This window comes from Sphingosinicella microcystinivorans, assembly GCF_027941835.1.
In the GTDB taxonomy this organism is placed as follows: domain Bacteria; phylum Pseudomonadota; class Alphaproteobacteria; order Sphingomonadales; family Sphingomonadaceae; genus Sphingosinicella.
In genome coordinates, this window is record NZ_CP116005.1 from 443,400 (window position 1) to 464,134 (window position 20,735).

General features: G+C 70.2%; 23 protein-coding genes. 13 read left to right on the forward strand and 10 right to left on the reverse strand.

Features of this window, described 5'->3' with window-relative positions:
* Nucleotides 1-7: 7 nt before the first annotated feature.
* Together dnaJ and dnaK are read right to left on the reverse strand one after the other, a co-directional pair.
* Nucleotides 8-1,141: a molecular chaperone DnaJ gene (gene dnaJ / locus PE061_RS02000; RefSeq protein WP_271257556.1), complete on the reverse strand. Its 1,134-nt coding sequence runs from the start codon at nt 1,139-1,141 to the stop codon at nt 8-10.
* A gap of 63 nt (nt 1,142-1,204) precedes the next feature.
* Nucleotides 1,205-3,115, reverse strand: coding sequence for a molecular chaperone DnaK (gene dnaK, locus PE061_RS02005; RefSeq protein WP_271257557.1), 1,911 nt, complete (start codon nt 3,113-3,115; stop codon nt 1,205-1,207).
* A gap of 294 nt (nt 3,116-3,409) precedes the next feature.
* Between dnaK and PE061_RS02010 the strand changes: the two genes are divergently transcribed.
* Together PE061_RS02010 and PE061_RS02015 are read left to right on the forward strand one after the other, a co-directional pair.
* Complete coding sequence (locus tag PE061_RS02010) at nt 3,410-3,904, forward strand: copper chaperone PCu(A)C (RefSeq protein ID WP_271257558.1); 495 nt, start codon at nt 3,410-3,412, stop codon at nt 3,902-3,904.
* A gap of 25 nt (nt 3,905-3,929) precedes the next feature.
* Nucleotides 3,930-4,376, forward strand: coding sequence for a vgr related protein (locus PE061_RS02015; RefSeq protein ID WP_271257559.1), 447 nt, complete (start codon nt 3,930-3,932; stop codon nt 4,374-4,376).
* 26 nt (nt 4,377-4,402) lie between these two features.
* Here the strand turns inward: PE061_RS02015 and PE061_RS02020 are convergent, their stop codons facing one another.
* The 3 genes from PE061_RS02020 to hrcA are packed head-to-tail and all read right to left on the reverse strand — an operon-like array spanning nt 4,403 to nt 6,368.
* Nucleotides 4,403-4,783, reverse strand: coding sequence for a lipocalin-like domain-containing protein (locus tag PE061_RS02020; RefSeq protein ID WP_271257560.1), 381 nt, complete (start codon nt 4,781-4,783; stop codon nt 4,403-4,405).
* Nucleotides 4,784-4,785: 2 nt separating this feature from the next.
* On the reverse strand, nt 4,786-5,316 hold the full coding sequence (gene grpE, locus PE061_RS02025; RefSeq protein ID WP_271257561.1) for a nucleotide exchange factor GrpE: 531 nt from the start codon (nt 5,314-5,316) through the stop codon (nt 4,786-4,788).
* Nucleotides 5,313-6,368: a heat-inducible transcriptional repressor HrcA gene (hrcA, locus tag PE061_RS02030; protein ID WP_271257562.1), complete on the reverse strand. Its 1,056-nt coding sequence runs from the start codon at nt 6,366-6,368 to the stop codon at nt 5,313-5,315. Before hrcA ends, grpE begins: the two co-directional genes overlap by 4 nt.
* Before the next feature lie 107 nt (nt 6,369-6,475).
* Between hrcA and rph the strand changes: the two genes are divergently transcribed.
* From rph to hemW, 3 genes are read left to right on the forward strand one after another with little or no spacing between them, the layout of a single operon-like run.
* Nucleotides 6,476-7,192 carry a ribonuclease PH gene (gene rph, locus PE061_RS02035; protein ID WP_271257563.1) on the forward strand — a complete coding sequence of 239 codons (717 nt, stop codon included), beginning with the start codon at nt 6,476-6,478 and terminating at the stop codon, nt 7,190-7,192.
* A gap of 4 nt (nt 7,193-7,196) precedes the next feature.
* On the forward strand, nt 7,197-7,793 hold the full coding sequence (rdgB, locus tag PE061_RS02040) for an RdgB/HAM1 family non-canonical purine NTP pyrophosphatase (protein ID WP_271257564.1): 597 nt from the start codon (nt 7,197-7,199) through the stop codon (nt 7,791-7,793).
* Nucleotides 7,781-8,908 (forward strand): radical SAM family heme chaperone HemW, encoded by a 1,128-nt coding sequence (gene hemW, locus PE061_RS02045; RefSeq protein ID WP_271257565.1) that lies wholly within the window; start codon nt 7,781-7,783, stop codon nt 8,906-8,908. The genes rdgB and hemW overlap by 13 nt, the downstream gene beginning before the upstream one ends.
* 101 nt (nt 8,909-9,009) lie before the next feature.
* Here the strand turns inward: hemW and PE061_RS02050 are convergent, their stop codons facing one another.
* The gene (locus PE061_RS02050; RefSeq protein WP_271257566.1) at nt 9,010-10,308 is read right to left on the reverse strand and encodes a penicillin-binding protein activator; all 1,299 of its coding nucleotides are present in this window, start codon (nt 10,306-10,308) and stop codon (nt 9,010-9,012) included.
* On the opposite strand from PE061_RS02050, the gene rsmI reads away from it, so the two are divergent.
* The 4 genes from rsmI to PE061_RS02070 are packed head-to-tail and all read left to right on the forward strand — an operon-like array spanning nt 10,301 to nt 13,094.
* On the forward strand, nt 10,301-11,155 hold the full coding sequence (gene rsmI / locus PE061_RS02055; RefSeq protein ID WP_420794361.1) for a 16S rRNA (cytidine(1402)-2'-O)-methyltransferase: 855 nt from the start codon (nt 10,301-10,303) through the stop codon (nt 11,153-11,155). The two genes, PE061_RS02050 and rsmI, sit on opposite strands and share 8 nt — an antisense overlap.
* The gene (locus PE061_RS02060) at nt 11,152-11,511 is read left to right on the forward strand and encodes a YraN family protein (RefSeq protein ID WP_271257568.1); all 360 of its coding nucleotides are present in this window, start codon (nt 11,152-11,154) and stop codon (nt 11,509-11,511) included. Before rsmI ends, PE061_RS02060 begins: the two co-directional genes overlap by 4 nt.
* Nucleotides 11,512-11,547: 36 nt before the next feature.
* Nucleotides 11,548-12,495, forward strand: a complete 948-nt coding sequence (gene gshB / locus PE061_RS02065; RefSeq protein WP_271257569.1) for a glutathione synthase — start codon at nt 11,548-11,550, stop codon at nt 12,493-12,495.
* Entirely contained in the window at nt 12,492-13,094 is a 603-nt protein-coding gene (locus PE061_RS02070; protein ID WP_271257570.1) for a DedA family protein, read from the forward strand. Before gshB ends, PE061_RS02070 begins: the two co-directional genes overlap by 4 nt.
* A gap of 5 nt (nt 13,095-13,099) precedes the next feature.
* On the opposite strand, the gene PE061_RS02075 is transcribed toward PE061_RS02070, so the two are convergent.
* Genes PE061_RS02075 through fsa form a run of 3 tightly spaced genes read right to left on the reverse strand, consistent with a single transcriptional unit; the run spans nt 13,100 to nt 15,297 of the window.
* Nucleotides 13,100-14,011: a tyrosine recombinase XerC gene (locus PE061_RS02075; protein WP_271259109.1), complete on the reverse strand. Its 912-nt coding sequence runs from the start codon at nt 14,009-14,011 to the stop codon at nt 13,100-13,102.
* Between the two features lie 11 nt (nt 14,012-14,022).
* Entirely contained in the window at nt 14,023-14,586 is a 564-nt protein-coding gene (locus PE061_RS02080; RefSeq protein WP_271257571.1) for a DUF484 family protein, read from the reverse strand.
* Nucleotides 14,587-14,643: 57 nt separating this feature from the next.
* Nucleotides 14,644-15,297: a fructose-6-phosphate aldolase gene (gene fsa, locus PE061_RS02085; protein WP_271257572.1), complete on the reverse strand. Its 654-nt coding sequence runs from the start codon at nt 15,295-15,297 to the stop codon at nt 14,644-14,646.
* Between the two features lie 107 nt (nt 15,298-15,404).
* Between fsa and PE061_RS02090 the strand changes: the two genes are divergently transcribed.
* Both PE061_RS02090 and msrB read left to right on the forward strand, forming a co-directional pair.
* A complete protein-coding gene (locus PE061_RS02090) occupies nt 15,405-17,588 on the forward strand; it encodes a primosomal protein N' (RefSeq protein ID WP_271257573.1) in 2,184 nt (727 codons plus the stop codon).
* Nucleotides 17,589-17,630: 42 nt separating this feature from the next.
* Nucleotides 17,631-18,023 carry a peptide-methionine (R)-S-oxide reductase MsrB gene (gene msrB, locus PE061_RS02095; protein ID WP_271257574.1) on the forward strand — a complete coding sequence of 131 codons (393 nt, stop codon included), beginning with the start codon at nt 17,631-17,633 and terminating at the stop codon, nt 18,021-18,023.
* 27 nt (nt 18,024-18,050) lie between these two features.
* Here msrB and PE061_RS02100 read toward each other — a convergent pair whose 3' ends face one another.
* Nucleotides 18,051-18,359: a hypothetical protein gene (locus tag PE061_RS02100; protein ID WP_271257575.1), complete on the reverse strand. Its 309-nt coding sequence runs from the start codon at nt 18,357-18,359 to the stop codon at nt 18,051-18,053.
* 217 nt (nt 18,360-18,576) lie between these two features.
* On the opposite strand from PE061_RS02100, the gene PE061_RS02105 reads away from it, so the two are divergent.
* Entirely contained in the window at nt 18,577-19,194 is a 618-nt protein-coding gene (locus PE061_RS02105; protein WP_420794362.1) for a F0F1 ATP synthase subunit delta, read from the forward strand.
* 6 nt (nt 19,195-19,200) lie between these two features.
* The gene (atpA, locus tag PE061_RS02110; RefSeq protein ID WP_271257577.1) at nt 19,201-20,730 is read left to right on the forward strand and encodes a F0F1 ATP synthase subunit alpha; all 1,530 of its coding nucleotides are present in this window, start codon (nt 19,201-19,203) and stop codon (nt 20,728-20,730) included.
* Nucleotides 20,731-20,735: the final 5 nt, after the last annotated feature.

Consider the following 20,735-nt stretch of genomic DNA (forward strand, 5'->3'; position numbering starts at 1 on the left):
CGCGCTTCTACTCGGTCAGCTCATCCCACTTGGCACGAATCTTCGCGAAGAACCCCTGACTTTCCGGACAGCTTCCGGCCTCCGGCTCCAGCGCCTGAAACTCTTCCAGAAGCTCGCGCTGGCGCTTGGAAAGCCGCGTCGGCGTCTCGACGTCCACCTCGACGATGAGGTCGCCGCGCCCGCCGCCGTTCAGCGGCGGCATTCCGTGCCCGCGCCGCGAGAACTGCCGGCCGCTCTGCGTGCCCGCGGGGATCTTGAGCTCGACCGCCTCGCGGTCGATCGAGGGCACCTCGATCGTGCCGCCGAGCGCGGCAAGCGTCATCGGCACGGGCACCTTCACGTAGAGATCGGTGCCGCTGCGCTCGAAGATGTCGTGCGGATCGAGATGCACGAAGATGTAGAGGTCGCCCGGCGGCCCGCCGCGCGCGCCCGCCTCGCCCTCGCCCGACAGGCGGATGCGCGTGCCGTCGTCGACGCCCGCCGGGATGCGCACGTCGAGCGACTTGTGCTTGTCGACGCGGCCCGCGCCGTGACAGTCCTTGCAGGGATCGGAGATGACGCGGCCCGCGCCGTGGCAGTTCGGGCAGGTGCGCTCCATCAGGAACATGCCCTGCTGCACGCGGACCTTGCCGTGGCCGCCGCAAGTGCCGCAGGTGTTGGCGGTGGCGCCCGGCGCCGCGCCCGAGCCGCCGCACGGCTCGCAGGCGGTGGCGACGTCGATCTCGATGGTGCGGGTGTTGCCCGCGAAGGCTTCCTCGAGGCTGAGGCGGAGGTCGTAGCGCAGGTCCGCGCCGCGCATGGCGCTGCTGCGCTGCCGCTGGCGGCCGCCGCCCATGAACTCGCCGAAGATGCCCTCGAAAATATCGGCGAAATCGCCGAACCCGGCGCCGCCCGCGCCGTTGCCCGGCCCGCCGTTCTGGAACGCCGCCTTGCCGTAGCGGTCGTAGGCGGCGCGCTTCTGGTCGTCCTTCAGGCAGTCATAGGCTTCGTTGATCGCCTTGAACTTCGCCTCTGCGTCCGTGCAGCCGCCGTTCTTGTCGGGGTGGTACTGCATGGCGAGCCGCCGGTAGGCGGACTTGATCGCCGCGCCGTCCGCGCCGCGCTCGACACCGAGGAGTTCGTAGTAATCGGCTTCAACCATACGCCCGGCCTGCCCCCGCTGGCACGCGGCCGCCACCCCGGAAGACGGCGGCCGCCACCGATCTTACGCCTTCTTGTCTTCGTCGACTTCCGAGAACTCGGCGTCGACCACGTCCTCGTCCGAAGACGGGGACGGCGAAGCCTCGGCGCCCTCGCCGGACGCCGCGGCGGCTTCCGCCTTGTAGATCGCCTCGCCGAGCTTCATCGCTTCCTGCGCGAGCGCCTGCGTCTTGGCGTTGATGTCGTCGACATCGTCGCCGTCGAGCACCGACTTCAGCGCGGCGACCGCCGTCTCGATCTCGCGCTTCGTCGAGGCGTCGACCTTGTCGCCGTGCTCGGCAAGCTGCTTCTCCGTCGAGTGGACGAGGCTGTCCGCCTGATTGCGGGCCTCCGCCTTCGCGCGGCGCTTCTTGTCCTCGTCGGCGAACTTCTCGGCGTCCTTCACCATCTGCTCGATGTCATTGTCCGAAAGGCCGCCCGACGCCTGGATGCGGATCTGCTGCTCCTTGCCGGTGCCCTTGTCCTTCGCCGAGACGTTGACGATGCCGTTCGCGTCGATGTCGAACGTCACCTCGATCTGCGGCACGCCGCGCGGCGCGGGCGGGATGCCGACGAGATCGAACTGGCCGAGCAGCTTGTTGTCCGCCGCCATCTCGCGCTCGCCCTGGAAGACGCGGATCGTCACCGCGCCCTGATTGTCCTCGGCGGTCGAGTAGACCTGGCTCTTCTTGGTCGGGATCGTCGTGTTGCGGTCGATCATGCGCGTGAACACGCCGCCCAGCGTCTCGATGCCGAGCGACAGCGGCGTCACGTCGAGCAGCAGCACGTCCTTGACGTCACCCTGCAGCACGCCCGCCTGAATGGCGGCGCCCATCGCGACGACCTCATCGGGGTTGACGCCCGTGTGCGGCTCCTTGCCGAAGAACTTCTTCACCTCCTCGCGGACGAGCGGCATACGGGTCATGCCGCCGACGAGCACGACCTCGTCGATCTTGTCCTTGTCGAGCCCGGCGTCCTTCAGCGCCTTGCGGCACGGCTCAAGCGTGCGGGCGACGAGTTCGCCGACCAGCTTTTCGAGGTCGGCGCGGGTGATCGTCTTCACGAGGTGCTTGGGGCCGGTCTGGTCGGCGGTGATGAACGGCAGGTTCACCTCCGTCGACTGCGCCGACGACAGCTCGATCTTCGCCTTCTCGGCGGCTTCCTTGAGGCGCTGGAGCGCGAGGCGGTCGGAGCGAAGGTCGATGCCCTCGTCCTTCTTGAAGCCGTCGGCGAGCGAATCGACGATCTTGGCGTCGAAGTCCTCGCCGCCGAGGAAGGTGTCGCCGTTCGTCGACTTCACCTCGAACACGCCGTCGCCGATCTCGAGGATCGAGACGTCGAAGGTGCCGCCGCCGAGGTCGTAGACCGCGATGGTCTTGCCGTCGTTCTTCTCGAGCCCGTAGGCGAGCGCCGCCGCGGTCGGCTCGTTGATGATGCGCAGCACCTCGAGGCCGGCGATCTTGCCGGCGTCCTTGGTGGCCTGCCGCTGGGCGTCGTTGAAGTAGGCGGGCACGGTGATGACGGCCTGCGTGACCGTCTCGCCGAGGTAGCTTTCCGCGGTTTCCTTCATCTTCTGGAGGATGAACGCGGAGATCTGCGACGGGCTGTAGTCCTCGCCGCCGGCCTTCACCCACGCGTCGCCGTTGCCGCCCTTCACGATGTGATAGGGGACGAGCGCGATGTCCTTCTTGGTGACGGGATCGTCGAAACGGCGGCCGATCAGGCGCTTCACGGCGAACACCGTGTTGTCCGGGTTCGTCACCGCCTGGCGCTTCGCCGGCTGGCCGACGAGGCGCTCGCCGTCCTTCGTGAAGGCGACCATCGACGGCGTCGTGCGCGCGCCTTCCGCATTCTCGATCACCTTGGGCTTGCTGCCTTCCATCACGGCGACGCAGCTGTTGGTCGTGCCAAGGTCGATACCGATTACCTTGCCCATATCTCCCGTGCTTCCTCTTTCAAAATCCAAGCAGGAACAAACGATTGACCGTGCCGCCGCGCAAATTTGCCGCAGCGGTTCCGGCCCACGCGGGCGATGTAGGAACAGCGCCAGCGCCATACAAGAGCGCGCGGCCGCGCCGGATGCGATTTGCGCGGGCGATGAGGACGCGCTGCCGCATGGCGCGGAGCCCCCCGGGTGTGGCATGAAGCGTCCAAGCGGAGCGTGGATGTCTCTGGCGAAGGATTGAAGACCGTGACGCGTATCGACAGAAACCTTGGAATTGCGGCGTGTGTGACGGCCCTGCTGCTGCTCGCGGCGGCAGCGATCGGCGGCAGCGCGCTCGCCGCACCGCCGAACCCGGCCGCCCCGAGTCCGGCGGCAAGCCCCGCCGCAAGCCCCGCCGTGAGCAACGCATGGCTGCGCCTGCCCGTCGTCGCCGGGCGTCCGGCGGCGGTGTATGCGACGATCACGGGCGGCGCGGCGGCGGACCGGCTGATCGCCGTGGAAGGCCCGAAGCCGGCGCGCTTCGCGCTGCACGCGACGAAGGCCGAGAACGGCGTGATGCGGATGACCCCGCTCGCCGGGCTGCCGGTGAATGCCGGCCAGAAGGTCGAGATGAAGCCGGGCGGCACGCACGTGATGGCGTTCGGCCTGCCGGACACCAAGCCCGATTCGCGCGTGGCGCTGACCTTCGTGTTCGAGAAGGCCGGACGCGTCGCCGTCTCCGCGCACGCGATGAGCGCGACGGCGCCGGAGATGAAGGCCGGAGAGCACGCCCATCATTAGGCCGCTGACCGACGGCGAGCAGGCGATGGCGCGCCGCGCCTTCGGCGACGCGATCGACCTCGCGCGCGTCACGCTCCGGCGGGCGAAATGGTGGTGGCTGCAACCGGCGTGGGTGGTGATGGCGCCCGACGGGCACATCTGGTTCCACCCCAACAACGCCTCGTGGCGCGAGGATTTCAGCCGCGCCTCGCTGTTCCTGCAGGGCCTCGTCGTCCACGAGCTGACGCACGTGTGGCAGCACCAGCAGGGCGTGAATCTGATCCTGAGACGCGGGCCGCTGGCACGCTACGACTATTTGCCGTTGAAGCCGGGCCTCGGCTTCCCCGATTACGGGCTGGAGCAGCAGGCCGAGATCGTGCGCGACGCCTATGTGAAACGCATGGGCGGCGACGTGCCCGGCACCCCGCCGCTCGCGACATACGATGCGCTGCTGCCGTTCCGGGCGGGAGTCGGCGGAAGGGAGATTGTGTAAGGAAACACGGGAAGCGGCCTGCCGCGTTAAACCGCCCGCACCCAGATCAGATCGTGGAAGAACTCGGCGCCCGAGCGGCTGGTTTCGGGGGGCGTGCGGAGCAGCAGTCGGCCTTCGCCGGCGGAGTCGAACTCCACGACGCGGCGGGTGAGCGTGGTGCCGACCCAGCGCGCGACGGTGGCGTGCTCGACGGCGTGGTGGATGTCGTCGCCCTCGCGCCGCCAGCGGCCGGCGTAGGCGATGACCTGAGGCCCGCTGTCCGTCTGCCGCGTGAGGATCGCGCTCACGTGGCCCTCCGGGTGGTAGAAGAGGCGCCCGGCCGCATCGAGCACGTAGGGGTCGCCGTCGCGGAACTCGACCCACTGGTCGAGCTGCCACACGCCGCAGATGGGATCGGGCGCCGCCACGCTCAGCCCGCCTTCGCGACGCTGACCATCGCCGGGCGCAGCAGGCGGTCCTTGAGGACGTAGCCCGTCTGCAACTCGGCGACGATGGTGCCGGCCTCGGCGCCGTCCTGCGCCACCTCCAGCATCGCCTGATGGCGATTGGGATCGAGCTTCTGGCCGACGCTTTCGATGCGGGCGATGCCGTGCTTCTCGAAGACCTTCAGAAGCTCCTTCTCGGTGATCTCGACGCCCGAGAGCAGCGGACCCTGCACGGTGCCGTCCTTCGCGGCGGCCTCGAGCGCGCGGCGCAAATTGTCGGCGACGCCGAGCAGGTCGCGCGCGAAGCCGGTGACGGCGTAGGCGACCGCGTCCGCCTTCTCGCGTTCGAGGCGGCGGCGCACGTTCTCCGATTCGGCGACGGCGCGCAGCAGACGGTCCTTGAGCTCGGCGATCTCGGCATCCTTCTCGGCGAGCGGATCGGCCTCCGGCGTCTCCACCGGCTGTTCGGCGGCGGCGATCTCCTCGGGGGTCAGCTTTTCGTTGTCTTCAATCATCCTATCAGCCTGCTGAGTGTTCGGGCGGTATAGTCCACCATGGGTACGATGCGCGCATAATTCAGGCGCGTGGGGCCGATGACGCCCACGACACCGACGATCCTCCCTTCCGCGCCGCCACTGTAGGGCGCGGCGATAACCGATGAGCCGGAGAGGGAGAAGAGCTTGTTTTCCGAACCGATGAAGATTTTCATCGCCCGCGCCTCGCGCGCATCGTCGAGGACGCGCAGCATCTCGACCTTGTCGTCGAGATCGGCGAGCAGCGAGCGCACGCGCTGGAGGTCGGCCTCCGCCGCGTCGTCGAGGAGGTGCGACTGGCCGCGCACGATGAGCACCGCGCGGTCGGCGTCGTCCGCCGACCAGCTGGCGATGCCGCGCGCGATGAGGTCGCGCGTCGCCGCGTCGATGAGGGCACGCTCGGTCTCGATCTCGCGCTGGAGCCGCGCGGCGGCGTCGGCGAGCGTGGAACCGGCAAGGCGCGCGGTCAGATAGTTGCCCGCCTCGACGAGCGCGGCCGGGGACACGGGATATTCCAGATCGACGATGCGGTTCTCGACCGTGCCGTCGTCGGCGACGAGGATGGCGAGGACGCGCGTCGGCGACAGCGCCGTGAAGCTCGCCTGCCGCAGCACGCGCTCGGTGCGCGGCACCATGACCACCGCCGCACACGACGAGAGCCCGGAGAGCACCGCGGTCGCGCGCGACAGCACGTCCTCCACGGCACGGTCGGGCGCGCTGAGGCCCGCCTCGATAGCGGCGCGCTCCTCGGCGCCCGCCTCGCTCGCCTGCATCATGCCGTCGACGAACAGCCGCAGGCCGAAATCGGTGGGCACGCGACCGGCGGACGTGTGCGGGCTGCCGAGCAGGCCGACGCGCTCCAGATCGTGCAGCACGCTGCGGATCGAGGCGGACGACAGGCCGAGGCTGTCCGGCCGGCCCGCGAGCGTCTTCGAGCCGACCGGGGCGCCGGAGTCGATATATTCCTCGACCACCTGCCGGAACACGGCGCGCGCGCGATCGGAAAGCTCTGATATGGTCGGGCCGCTCGTCATCGCGGGGGAATGTAGGGTGGAGCCCCGCCCCTCTCAAGTCATCTGGACCCCGTCGGCGCGAGCCGGTACACGGCGCGGCAGACACGTTCCCCCGCACAGGAGTTTTCATGCGACCCTCCGGCCGCGCGCCCGACGAGATGCGCACCATCGAGATGACCCCCGGCGTTTCGCGCCACGCCGAGGGCTCGTGCCTCGTCAAGTTCGGCGACACGCACGTGCTGGTGACGGCGAGCGTCGAGGAGCGCGTGCCGCCGTTCCTGCGCGGCAAGGGCGAAGGCTGGGTGACGGCGGAATACGGGATGCTGCCGCGCGCCACGCACACCCGCGGCTCGCGCGAGGCGGCGAAGGGCAAGCAGTCCGGCCGCACGCAGGAAATCCAGCGGCTGATCGGCCGCTCGCTGCGCACGGTCGTCGACCTGAAGGCGCTCGGCGAGCGGCAGATCACCATCGACTGCGACGTGCTGCAGGCGGACGGCGGCACGCGCACCGCCGCCATCTCCGGCGCATGGGTGGCGCTCAGGATCGCGATCGACAAGCTGATCGCCGACGGGCTGCTGACGGCGGACCCGATCCGCGCGCAGGTCGCGGCGATCAGCTGCGGCGTCTACGAGGGCGCGGCGGTGCTCGACCTCGACTACCCGGAGGATTCCGCCGCCGAAACCGACGCCAATTTCGTGATGACCGACAAGGGCGGCATCGTCGAGGTGCAGGGCACCGCCGAGCGCGACCCGTTCGACGAGGAGACGCTGCTCCGGATGCTGCGCCTCGCGCGCATCGGCTGCGGCAAGATCTACGCGGCGCAGGCGAAGGCGACCGGACGCTAGGGCCGTGGCGCGGAAACTCCTTCCCGGCCGGCTGATCGTCGCCAGCCACAACCCCGGCAAGGTGCGCGAGATCCGCGCGCTTGTCGCGCCGTTCGGCGTCGAGCCGGTGTCGGCGGGGGATGCGGGCCTCGCGGAGCCGGAGGAGACGGAAACGACGTTCCGCGGCAATGCCGAGCTGAAGGCGCTCGCCGCTGCGCAAGGCTCCGGGCTTCCGGCGCTTGCCGACGATTCGGGGCTCAGCGTCCATGCGCTCGGCGGCGATCCCGGCATCTGGTCGGCGCGCTGGGCGGGGCCGGAGAAGGACTTCGCCCTCGCCATGCGGAAAGTGCACGAGGCGCTCGGCGACGCCGCCGACCGCGGCGCGCACTTCACCTGCGCGCTGTCGCTGGCGTGGCCGGACGGACACGTCGAGACCTTCGAAGGCCATGTGCACGGCACGCTCGTCTGGCCGCCGCGCGGCGGCAAGGGCTTCGGCTACGACCCGATGTTCGTCCCCGAAGGGCACGCCATCAGCTTCGGCGAGATGGAGCCGGACGCGAAGCACGCGATGAGCCACCGCGCGCGGGCGTTCGCGCAACTGGTCGAGGCATGTCTGAAATAGCGGAACCGCTGGCGCTTTACGTCCACTGGCCGTTCTGCGTCTCCAAGTGCCCGTACTGCGACTTCAACAGCCACGTGCGCGAGCGTGTGGACGAAGCGGCGTGGCGGGAGGCGCTGATCGCGGACATGGAATACGAGGCGCGGGCAACGCCGGAGCGGCGGCTTTCGAGCCTGTTCTTCGGCGGCGGCACGCCCTCGCTGATGGCGCCGGAAACGGTCGGCGCGATCATCGACGCGGCGGATCGGCTGTGGGGCTTCGAAAATGCCGAGATCACGCTGGAGGCGAACCCTTCGAGCGTCGAGGCGGAGCGCTTCGCGGGCTTCGCGGCGGCGGGCGTGAACCGGGTGTCGCTGGGGCTGCAAGCGCTCGACGACGCAGCGCTGAAGGCGCTGGGCCGCGCGCACGACCTCGCCGAGGGGCTTGCCGCGCTCGACGTGGCGCAGGCGCATTTCCCGCGCGTGAGCTTCGACCTCATCTATGCGCGCGAGGGGCAGACGCCGGATGCATGGGAGCGCGAACTGGCGCGGGCGCTGGCGTTCGGGACCGAGCACCTGTCGCTCTACCAGCTCACCATCGAGCCGGGGACGGCGTTCGCGACGCGCGCGCGGCTCGGGCGGCTGACGCTGCCCGAGGAGGACGCCTCGCTCGGCATGTTCGAGACGACGCGCGCGATGACGGCGGCGGCGGGGCTTCCCGCCTACGAGGTTTCGAACCACGCGCGGCCGGGCGCGGAGAGCCGCCACAACCTCGCCTACTGGCGCTACGGCGACTACGCGGGCGTCGGCCCCGGCGCGCACGGGCGGCGCGGCGGCATGGCGACGATCCGCGAACGGCTGCCGGAGACGTGGCTGAAATCGGCTGTGGCGAGCGAGACGCCGCTCGACGCGCGCACACGCGCCGACGAGGCGCTGATGATGGGGCTGCGGCTGCTGGAGGGCATCGACGAGGCGGTGTTCGAGGCGCGTACCGGGGTGGTGCTGGGCGACGTCGTCAGCGCCTCCGGCCTTGCCGAGACCACGCGGCTCGGGCTGGTGACGCGCGAGAACGGGAGGCTGCGGCTGACCGACACAGGGCAGCCGCTGCTCAACGCGGTGGTTTCAAGGCTGCTGACATAGGCGCTTGTGCGTCCCTCGACTTCGCTCGGGATGAAGGGCCTTTATACCCTGTAAATACTTGCATCATCCCGAGCGAAGTCGAGGGACGCACGATCTTCCCGTCACGCCCCCGGACGCTTCGCGAAGGTGCGCGGGGCGGGCGAGACGACGGTGGTGCCCGTGGCGCCCACCTGCCCGACCTCGAGGCCGCGGTCGGCGATGCCCGACGCGCCGAAGCGGAAGATGCCGTCGACGCCCGCGAAACCGTCCGGATCGCGCAGGCGCGCCTCCGGGAAGTTCGCGCCGATCGGCCAGTCGCCCGCGATCGCGTTCACCAGCAGCACCGAATCGTAGCCGAGGCTGGCGAGCCGCGACGGCGCGCCGCCGAACTTCGCCCGGTAGCGCGAGGCGAGCTGCGTGAAGCGCGCATCGGGCACGCTCGCGTACCATGCGCCATGCAGCCCCTGCACAGCGCGGATGCCGGGCTCGGCGTTCCAGAGCTCGGAGCCGAGGTAGCGGACCTTGCCGGGGCCCGCGCCGTACTGGGTGAGCGGGCCGAGGAAAGCGGAGGCGATCTGGCTGCCGTCCGCGATCAGCAGCGCCTGGAAGGACACCGGGCCGAGCCGGTCCTGCACCGGCGCCACCGTGCCGTCGGCGCGGACGATGCCGCCCTGGCTCGCCCGCGCGACGCGCGCCTCGTAGTCGGTGAGGCGGCGAACGGCGGCCTGAAGCTTGGCGCGCGAGCGCTCGTAGGTTTCGACCGCCGTCACCTTGCCGCCCGAATCGCGCACCGCGCGGAGCAGCGCGCCCGACGCGCGCTGGCCGTAGTTGCCCACGGGCACGAGCGCGCCGAAGCGCTCGACGCCCTGCGCGCGCGCATAGCGCACGACGCGGTCGATCGACTGGTCGGGCTGGAAGCCGAGGATATAGACGCCGCTGCCGGCGACATCGGCGTCGTTCGAATAGGAGATGATCGGGATGCCCGCCGCCTTCGCGACGCCGCGCACGGCGGTGACGTCCGCCGCGAGCAGCGGCCCGAGGAACAGCTTGTTGCCCTCCGCGACCGCGCGCCGCGCCGCCGCCGCCGCGCCGGGCGCGGTATCATAGACGGTGAGCTTGATGTTCGTGTTCCTGACGTCGAGCAGCGCCATGTTGGCGGCGTTCGCCAGCGACTGGCCGACGCGCGCCGTGCCGCCCGACATCGGCAGCAGCAGCGCGACCTTGTTCTGCGGGATTTCCTGCGGCGTTTCCACGACCGGGGGCGGGGGCGGGGGCGCCTCGACCTCCGGGGCTTTCTGGACCGTCTGCGCGCACGCGGCGGCGGCGAGCGCCGCCAGCGGCAGCAATGTCCGCCTCAGGCCGTCAAAACAGCGATTCCAGAATCGCCCGCGGCCCTCCATGCTGTAGATCGACATGTCCATGACGCCCTTACCCCTTGATCTCGAACCCGGCCTTTACATCGTGGCGACGCCCATCGGCAACCTGGGCGACATCACGCTGCGCGCCGCCGACGTGCTGAGGTCCGCCGCCTTAATCGCCGCTGAAGATACGCGCGTGACAGCAAAGCTGCTCGCCCGCATCGGCAGCGACCGCCCGATGGCGCCCTATCACGACCATAGTGACGGCCGCGTGCGCGCGCGGCTGCTGGAACGTATGCGAAACGAATCGGTTGCGCTGGTGAGCGACGCGGGCACGCCGCTGATCTCCGATCCCGGCTTCAAGCTGGTGCGCGAGGCGCGCGCCGAAGGCATCCCGGTGACGACGATTCCGGGACCGTGCGCGGCGATCGCGGCGCTGACGCTCGCCGGGCTGCCGACCGACCGGTTCCTGTTCGCCGGCTTCCTGCCTGCGAAGGCGAAGGCGGCGGCGGACACGATCACGGAGTTCGCGGGGCTCGACGCGACGCTGGTGTTCTACGAATCCGGGAATCGCCTCGCGCGGACGCTGGAAGCGCTGCGGGACGGGCTCGGCGACCGGCCCGCCGCCGTGGCGCGCGAGATCACCAAGGCGTTCGAGGAGACCGCGACGGGCACGCTCGGCAGCCTCGCCGCGCGCTATGCGGACGCGCCGCCCAAGGGCGAGATCGTCATCGTCGTCGGCCCGCCCGAGCCCGCCGCGCCGCCCGACGCGGGCACGCTCGACGCCGCGCTTGCCGCCGCGATGGCAACGCAGCCGCTGAAATCCGCCGTGGCGGAGGTGAGCGCCGCGCTCGGCCTGCCCCGCAAGCAGGTCTACGCCCGCGCCCTCGCGCTTCGGGACGAGGCGTGAAGCGGCAGGCCGCCGAACGGCATGGCCGCCGCGCCGAGCGCATCGCCGCGCTGTGGCTGCGGCTGAAGCTCTACCGCATCCTCGGGGAGCGCGTGCGAACCCCGGCGGGCGAGATCGACATCGTGGCGCGCCGGGGCCGCACGCTCGCCTTCGTGGAAGTGAAGGCGCGCGACGACGAGACGGATGCTTCCGCCGCGCTCGAACCCGCGCGCCTGCGCCGGGTGGCGCGCGCCGCCAACACGCTGCTCGGCCGCTACATGGCGGGCTGCGACGGCGCGCGCATCGACGCGCTCGTCATTTCCAGAGGCCGCCTGCCCCGCCACATCGAGGGCGTGGTCGACGGCGATTGGGCTTAGCTGCTAGACGGCCCTGCGAATCGAAGGAACGTCCCCATGAGCCTCACCGTCGCCGTCCAGATGGACCCCATCGAGCGCATCAACATCGGGGGCGATTCGACCTTCGCACTGATGCTGAAGGCGGAGGAGCGCGGCTACACGCTCTACCATTATCTCGCCGACCAGCTTTCGTGGCGGGACGGCCGGGTGATCGCGCACGCGCGGCCCGTCTCCGTGCGGGCCGTCGCGGGCGACCACTACACGCTTGGGCCAGCGCGCAACATCGACCTCGGCAGCGACGTGGACGTCGTGCTGATGCGGCAGGACCCGCCGTTCGACATCGGCTACATCACCGCCACGCACCTCCTCGAGATGCTGGACGGCGAGACGCTGGTGGTGAACAACCCGCGCGAGGTGCGCAACGCGCCCGAGAAGCTGTTCGTCACGCAGTTCGCCGACCTGATGCCGCCGACGCTGATCACGCGGCGGCTGGAGGAGGTGCTGGCGTTCCGGCAGAAGCACGGCGCCATCGTCGTGAAGCCGCTGCACGGCAACGCGGGCGCCGCCGTGTTCAAGCTCGGCGAGGACGACGGCAACCTCCCCGCGCTTGTCGAGCTGTTCTCGAACGTGTGGCGCGAGCCGTTCATGGTGCAGCGCTTCCTGCCCAAGGTGAGCGACGGCGACAAGCGCATCGTGCTCGTCGACGGTGCCGTGGCGGGCGCGATCAACCGCCTGCCCAAGGCGGGCGAGATCCGCTCCAACCTCGCCGCCGGCGGCAACGCCGCGAAGACCGCGCTGACGGCGCGCGAGGAGGAAATCTGCGCGCGGCTGGGGCCGGAGCTGAAACGGCGCGGGCTCCTGTTCGTCGGCATCGACGTGATCGACGGGCGCCTCACCGAGATCAACGTCACCTCGCCCACCGGCATCGTCGCCATCGACCGTTTCAACGGCACCGACACGGCGGGCATGATCTGGGACGCGATCCTCGGGAGGCTCGGCCGATGATGGGCGAATGGGTCCGGGAACTGATCGCCGAGAGCGGCTATCTCGGCATCGCCTTCCTGATGTTCCTCGAAACCGTGTTTCCGCCGATCCCGAGCGAGATCATCATGTCGTTCGCGGGGCTGGAAGCGGCGCAGGGCGCGTTCAGCCTTATCGGCGCGATCCTCGCGGGCACCACGGGCGCGATGTTCGGCAACATCTTCTGGTACCTGCTGGCCAAGCAGATCGGCATCCACCGCTTCGATCCCCTCATCCGCCGCTTCGGCCGCTGGCTGACCGTGAGCCTCGGCGACATCGAGAAGGCGCACAACTGGTTCGACCAGCACGGCGCCGCGTTCGTGCTGTTCGGCCGGATGCTGCCGACGGTGCGTTCGCTGGTGTCGGTGCCGGCGGGGCTGATGGAGATGAACTTCCGGCAGTTCGTCATCTATTCGACGATCGGCACCGCGGGGTGGACGACGCTGCTCGCCGTCGCAGGCTACCGGCTCGGGCAGGACTATGCCGAGATCGAAGCCTATATCGGGCCGGTCTCCACCGCCGTGATCGTGGTGTGCGTGGCGGGCTACCTGTGGCGCGTCGTCACGTGGAAGCCGCACGAATAGGCGGTTCAGGCGCGCGGATGCGCGTGCCGGTAGACGTCGAGCAGGCGCGCCGCATCGACCTCCGTATAGACCTGCGTCGAGGACAGGCTGGCGTGGCCGAGCAGCTCCTGAATCGAGCGCAGGTCCGCGCCGCGCGCCAGCAGATGCGTCGCGAAGCTGTGGCGGAGCGCGTGCGGCGTCGCCGACGGCGGCAGGCCGAGCGCGGCGCGCGCGGCGCGCATCGCGGCGCGGATCATCCCGGCCGAGAGCGGGCCGCCCTTCGCGCCGCGGAACAGCGGCGTGCCGGGCGCGGGCGTGAACGGCGCAAGCGCGAGATAGGCCCCGATCGCCTCGCGCACCTTCGGCAGCACCGGCACGACGCGCGTCTTGCCGCGCTTGCCGGTGACGGTGATCGCCGCGCCGATGGGGAGCACGTCGCCGGTGAGCGACAGCGCCTCGGCGATGCGAAGCCCCGAGCCGTAGAGCAGCAGCAGCACCGCCGTGTCGCGCGCGCCGATCCACGGCTCGCGCGCGCCGTCCGCCGCCGTATCGGCGACGCCGGCCGCGTCGGCGGGCGCGAGCGGACGCGGCACGCGCTTCCTGAGGCGGGGCGAGGCGAGGCCCGCGATCGCCTTGCAGTCGATGCCGCGATGCTTTCGCGCCCAGCGGAAGAAGCTCCTGAGCGCCGCGACCTCGCGCGCGACGGAGACGTTGGCGAGACCGTCGGCACGGCGGTGCGCAAGATAGGCGCGGAGGTCGGCGAGGCCGAGCGCGGCGAGCGCGGCGTCGCTCACCGTTGCGCCGAGATGACCGCCGAGGAAGTGCACGAAGCCGTTGAGGCTCGTCTGATAGGCGCGCAGCGTGTGCGCGGAGCGGCGCTCGGCGGCCTCGAGGTGGCCGAGCCATTCCGCGACGCGGGCGTGCGCGGGCTGGTTCAGCGCCGGAAAATCTAGGGCTCGATCTGCATCCACCGCGCGATCATGCGCGAAACCACGTCGCCGAGGAAGGCGAGAAGCTCGCTGCCGTGATAGTCGCCGAAATTGTGCGGCTCGCGCGCGCCGAGCGCGATGATGCCGGTGGGCGCGGGCGGCGTCGGCCGCAGGGCGATGAGCGCCTCCGAGCGGATGAGCGGCGCGGCCGGGCCGAACACCGGCGAGCCGTGCTTGACGCTGCGCGCCTGCCCCACGGGAAGCAGGTGGCACCACAGCTCGACCTGCTCGGGATCAATGAACTGCACGCCGCTGGCGCTGGCGCGGATGCCCTGCCCGCGCGTCATCAGGCCGAGGCCGACGGCGTCGATGCGCAATATGTCCACCCAGTCCTGCGTCACCACGTGGATCAGGTGCTCGAAGTCCCGCGCGTCCATCGCGGCGAGCGCGGCGGCGTGGATCTGCTGCACGGCGCCCGCGTGTCCGCGCGCATAGGCGAGCAGGTCGCTGTTCGCCTCGCCGAGCGCGGCGACGCGGGTGCGCAGGCGAAGCAGGGCTTCGGACTGGAAATCGAGCACGGCCATGACGGCAAGCCTAAGGCCGCCATGGTTAAGGGAAGCTAACCGTGCCGAAAGACCGGCCTAGAGAATCGACTGGCCGGTCTTTTCCCAGTCGGCGAGGAAGCCGGCGATGCCCTTTTCGGTGAGCACGTGGTTGAAGAGCGCGCGGATCACGGCCGGGGGCGCCGTCATCACGTCCGCGCCGATCTTGGCCGATTCGAGCACGTGGATCGGGTGGCGGACGCTGGCGACGAGGATCTCGGTGGCGAAGTCGTAGTTGTCGTAGATGAGGCGGATGTCGCCGATGAGCTGCATCCCGTCGAAGCCGTTGTCGTCGTGGCGGCCGACGAACGGCGAGATGAAGGTCGCCCCCGCCTTCGCCGCGAGCAGCGCCTGATTCGCCGAGAAGCACAGCGTGACGTTGACCATCGTGCCGTCGCTGGTGAGCGCCTTGCAGGTCTTGAGGCCGTCGATGGTGAGCGGCACCTTGATCGCGATGTTGTCGGCGATCTTCCGGAGGACCTCGGCCTCCTTCATCATCGTCTCGTGATCGAGCGCGACCACTTCGGCGGAGACGGGACCTTCGACGATCTTGCAGATTTCCGTGACGACCTCGACGAAGCCGCGGCCGGACTTGTGGATCAGCGACGGGTTCGTCGTCACGCCGTCGAGGAGTCCGGTGGCGGCGAGGTCGGCGATTTCCTTTGTGTCGGCGGTGTCGACGAAGAACTTCATGGCGAGGGCTTTCGAAAGAGGCGTTTGCACTGCCCTTAGCCACCCGAATCGCACGGCGTCCATAGCGCGGCTTTGCCATCGCCGCGCAGGCCTTACATAAGGGCGCGATGCCTGCCCCCCGCCCCGTTTCCCGTCTGCGTGTCCTCACCCGCAACGCCGCGCTCGGCCCGCTCGATTACCGGGCGCCCGCAGAGGCCGTGCCGGTGGGGAGCGTGGTGCGCGTGCCGCTGGGGCCGCGCGAGCTGCACGGCGTGGTGTGGGAGGCTGAACGGCTGCCGACGATGGAAGTGGCGGACGCGAAGCTGCGGCCGATCCTGGGCGTGGCGCCGGTGCCGCCGATCCCGGCGGGCGTGCGGCGGCTCGTCGAGTGGGTGGCGGCCTACTACCTCGTGCCGCCCGCCGCCGTGCTGCGGATGGTGCTTTCCGTCTCCGCGGCGCTCGACGGCGCGCGCACCGTCACCGAATATCGCGTTTCGGGCATTCTTCCCGAGCGGATGACGGAGAAGCGCGAGGCGGCGCTCTCGACGCTCGGCGACGCGCAGGGGCTGGTGCGCGAGCTTGCCGAATGGTCGGGCGTGTCGGACGCGGTGATTCGCGGGCTGATCTCGGCGGGGGCGATCGAGCCGGTGACGGTGTCGGTGGACCGAACCCCGCCGCTGCCCGACCCCGGTTTCGGCCCGCCCGTGCTGGAAGCGGAACAGGAGGCTGCGGCTGCGGCGCTGATCGCGGCGGTGAAGGCGCGGGATTTCGCGCCGTTCCTGCTCGACGGCGTGACCGGTTCGGGCAAGACCGAGACCTATCTGGAGGCGGTCGCGGCGGCGCTGGAGACAGGCGGTCAGGCGCTGGTGCTGCTCCCCGAGATCGCGCTCACCGAGCCGTTCCTGCGGCGGTTCGAGGCGCGCTTCGGCTGCAAGCCGGTGCAGTGGCACAGTGACCTCAGGTCCTCCGAGCGCCGCACGGCGTGGCGCGCGGCGGCGAGCGGCGCGGCGAAGGTGGTGGTGGGCGCGCGCTCGGCGCTGTTCCTCCCCTACCCCGACCTCCGCCTGATCGTGGTGGACGAGGCGCACGAGACGAGCTTCAAGCAGGAGGATGGCGTTCCCTATCACGCGCGCGACGTCGCAGTGATGCGCGCGCAGATCGAGGACATCCCCATCGTGCTCGCCACCGCGACGCCCGCCATCGAGACGCTGGCGCAGGTGCAGCGCGGCCGCTACCGCCACCTCGAACTCCCGAGCCGCTTCGGCGGCGCGCAGATGCCCGGGATCGAGGCCATCGACCTGCGCGTCACGCCGCCCGAGCACGGCCGCTGGCTGGCGCCGCCGCTGGTGGAAGCGATGAAGGCGACGCTGGCGCGCGGCGAGCAGTCGCTGCTGTTCCTCAACCGCCGCGGCTATGCGCCGCTGACGCTCTGCCGCCATTGCGGCACGCGCATCGAGTGCCCCAATTGCACGGCGTGGATGGTCGAGCACCGGCTGGTGAAGCGCCTGCAATGCCACCACTGCGGGCTCGTCGAGGCCGTGCCGGAAGCCTGCCCCGAATGCGGCGAGGCGCACAGCCTCGTCGCCTGCGGGCCGGGTGTGGAGCGAATCGCCGAGGAGGTCTCGGCGCTGTTCCCGGACGCGAACGTCGCGCTCGTCACCTCGGACACGATCCACTCGCCCGCGCAGGCGAAGGCGCTGGTGGACAGCGCGCTCGCGGGCGAGATCGACATCTTCATCGGCACACAGCTCATCACCAAGGGCTACCACTTCCCCGAGCTGACGCTGGTCGGCGTCGTCGATGCGGACCTTGCGCTCAAGGGCGGCGACCTCCGCGCGGGCGAGCGCAGCTTCCAGCAGATCAGCCAGGTGGCGGGCCGCGCGGGGCGCGGGGAGAAGCCGGGGCACGTCTATATCCAGACGCACCAGCCCGAGGCGCCGGTGCTCGCCGCGCTCGTGGCGGGCGACGCGCCGGGCTTCTACGCGGCCGAGACGGAGGCCCGCCGCGCCGCCGCCATGCCGCCGTTCGGGCGGCTCGCCGCGATCATCGTTTCGGGGCCTGACGAGCGGGAGGTCGCGGACACGGCGCGCGCCATCGGCCGCGCCGCACCGACGGGCATAGACGGCCTCACCATCCTCGGCCCCGCACCCGCGCCGCTCTCGCTGCTGCGCGGGCGCTTCCGGCACCGGCTGCTCGTCCACGCCGCGCGGCGCGCGGACGTGCAGGGGCTGATCGCGGACTGGCTGGGGAGCGTCGAGGTGCCCCGGAACGTGCGCGTCGCGGTCGATATAGACCCCTACAGCTTCGTGTGACGCCCTCTATATAGGGTGATGACGCATGACGGGACGAAGGCGATGAAAAGCAAGCTGACCGACACCGAATGGCAGGCGCGGCTGACCCCCGAGCAGTACCGCGTGCTGCGCGAGGCGGGCACGGAGCGGCCGTGGTCGAGCCCGCTCAACGCCGAGAAGCGCGAAGGTGAATTCGTCTGCGCGGGCTGCGGCGCCGTGCTCTACCGCTCCGCCGACAAGTTCGACAGCGGCTGCGGCTGGCCGAGCTTCACGCGCGCGGCGGGCGAGATCATCGAGCGCCCCGACCACAGCCACGGCATGATCCGCACCGAGCTGCTGTGCGGACACTGCGGCGGGCACCTCGGCCACGTGTTCGACGACGGTCCCCTCCCTACCGGCAAGCGCCACTGCATCAACGGCGTGTCGCTGGCGTTCACGCCGGAGGGGGAAACCTGAAAACCGCCTGACAGAGGGACGCACGCCTCAATACCGCACGCCCTCGGCGGCAACGGGGCACCATTTCTCGTCGTATTCGCCGCGCTTCCGGGCGGCGTCGCACTTGCGGCGGGCCTTGCCGACGCGCTCCTCCTGCTTCCTGATCTCGCGGCCGCGCTTCTCGTCGGCCTCCGACTGGCTGGTGGTGACGGCATCGACGCCGGCGCTCGCCGCCTTCACGGGCAGCGTCACCACGTCGACCGCCGTGCGCGCGATGCACGCCGGGAGCAGCAGCCCGAAGGACAGCAGGGCGAGCGGCAGGAGAAATCGGGCGGGCGCAGATCGAATGGTACGCAAGGCGGCAACCCTCCGGCGGAAGACACGCCCCACTCTTACCCCCATCCCGATGAACAATCGCCGACGCGCGGCGCTTTTTCGGCGCGCGATGCGGGCATTTCGTCGCGCGCCCGGCGGGCTGCGTTTTCCGCCTCGTGCTGCCTTGCAACATGAAGGGGTGCGTGCTAGTCGGCGCCCGCCGGTGTGAAGGGGGTGCTTTCGCGCGCCCTTTTCGTTTATGCGCAGGCAATTCGACATCCGGGCTTACACCGAACGAGACCCAAGAGGACGCGTGGATACAGGCGGCAATACAGGAAGCAGGGCGCACGGGCTTTCGGGGCGTTACGCCACCGCGCTGTTCGACCTCGCCCGTGACGGCAAGGCCATCGAGGCCGTCGAGACGAGCCTTGCGGCGGTGCGCGCCGCGCTCACCGAATCGGGCGATTTCCGGGCGCTGACGCAGTCGCCGCGCGTCGGCCGCGACGAGGCCGCGAAGGCCGTCGCCGCCGTCGCCAAGGCGCTGAAGCTCGACCCGCTGACCGCGAAGTTCCTCGGCGTGCTCGCCGGGAACCGCCGCCTCGGCGCGCTTCCCGCGATCATCCGCGACTACAACGGCCTTGCCGCCGCCCACCGGGGCGAAGTCACCGCAGAGGTCACGTCGGCCCACGCGCTGACGGCGAAGCAGCAGGACGCGCTGAGGGCGAAGCTCAAGACCGGCCTCGGCCGCGACGTGGCGCTCGACGTCAATGTCGACCCCGCCATCCTCGGCGGCCTCGTCGTCAAGGTCGGCAGCCGCATGATCGACAGTTCAATCCGTACCAAGCTTGGCGCGATGGCGCAGGCGATGAAAGGCTAAGGCAAGATGGATATCCGCGCCGCCGAGATTTCGGCCATCATCAAGGATCAGATCGCCAACTTCGGCACCGAGGCGCAGGTCTCGGAAGTCGGGCAGGTGCTGTCGGTCGGCGACGGCATCGCGCGCGTCCACGGCCTCGACAACGTCCAGGCGGGCGAGATGGTCGAGTTCCCGGGCGGCATCAAGGGCATGGCGCTGAACCTCGAGGTCGACAACGTCGGCGTCGTGATCTTCGGCTCGGACGCGTCGATCAAGGAAGGCGACACCGTCAAGCGCACCGGCGACATCGTCGACGTGCCGGTCGGCAAGGGCCTGCTCGGCCGCGTCGTCGACGCGCTCGGCAACCCGATCGACGGCAAGGGACCCATTGAAGCCACCGAGCGCCGCCTCGTCGAGGTGAAGGCGCCGGGCATCATCCCGAGGAAGTCGGTGCACGAGCCGGTGCAGACCGGCCTCAAGGCGCTCGACGCGCTCGTCCCCGTGGGCCGCGGCCAGCGCGAGCTGATCATCGGCGACCGCCAGACCGGCAAGACCGCCGTCGCGCTCGACACGTTCATCAACCAGAAGACGATCAACGCCAGCGGCGACGAATCGAAGAAGCTCTACTGCATCTACGTCGCCATCGGGCAGAAGCGCTCGACCGTCGCGCAGATCGTGCGCGCGCTCGAAGAGAACGGCGCGATGGAATACTCGATCGTCGTCGCCGCCACGGCTTCGGAGCCGGCGCCGCTGCAGTTCCTCGCGCCCTACACGGGCTGCGCGATGGGCGAGTATTTCCGCGACAACGGGATGCACGCCGTGATCGTGTACGACGACCTTTCCAAGCAGGCCGTCGCCTACCGCCAGATGTCGCTGCTGCTGCGCCGTCCGCCGGGCCGCGAAGCCTATCCGGGCGACGTGTTCTACCTCCACTCGCGCCTTCTGGAGCGCGCCGCGAAGCTCAACGACGCGAACGGCAACGGCTCGCTGACGGCGCTCCCCGTGATCGAGACGCAGGCGGGCGACGTGTCGGCCTACATCCCGACGAACGTGATCTCGATCACCGACGGCCAGATCTTCCTTGAAACCGACCTGTTCAACGCGGGTATCCGCCCGGCCATCAACGTCGGCCTCTCGGTCAGCCGCGTCGGTTCCGCCGCGCAGACCAAGGCGATGAAGAAGGTCGCGGGCTCGATCAAGCTGGAGCTTGCGCAGTACCGCGAAATGGCGGCGTTCGCGCAGTTCGGCTCAGACCTCGACCCCTCGACGCAGCGGCTGCTCAACCGCGGCGCGCGCCTCACCGAGCTTCTGAAGCAGCCGCAGTTCTCGCCGATGCCGGTGGAAGAGCAGGTCGCCTCGATCTTCGCGGGCGTGAACGGCTACCTCGACGGCGTGCCCGTGAACGCGGTGACGCGCTTCGAGAGCGCCCTCCTCTCCGACCTCCGCGCCAACCACGGCGCGGTGCTGAAGGACATCCGCGACACGGGTGCGCTTTCGGACGAAACCACGGCCAAGCTGCACGAAATCCTCAAGGAATTCGTGCGGACCTTCGCATAAGGCCG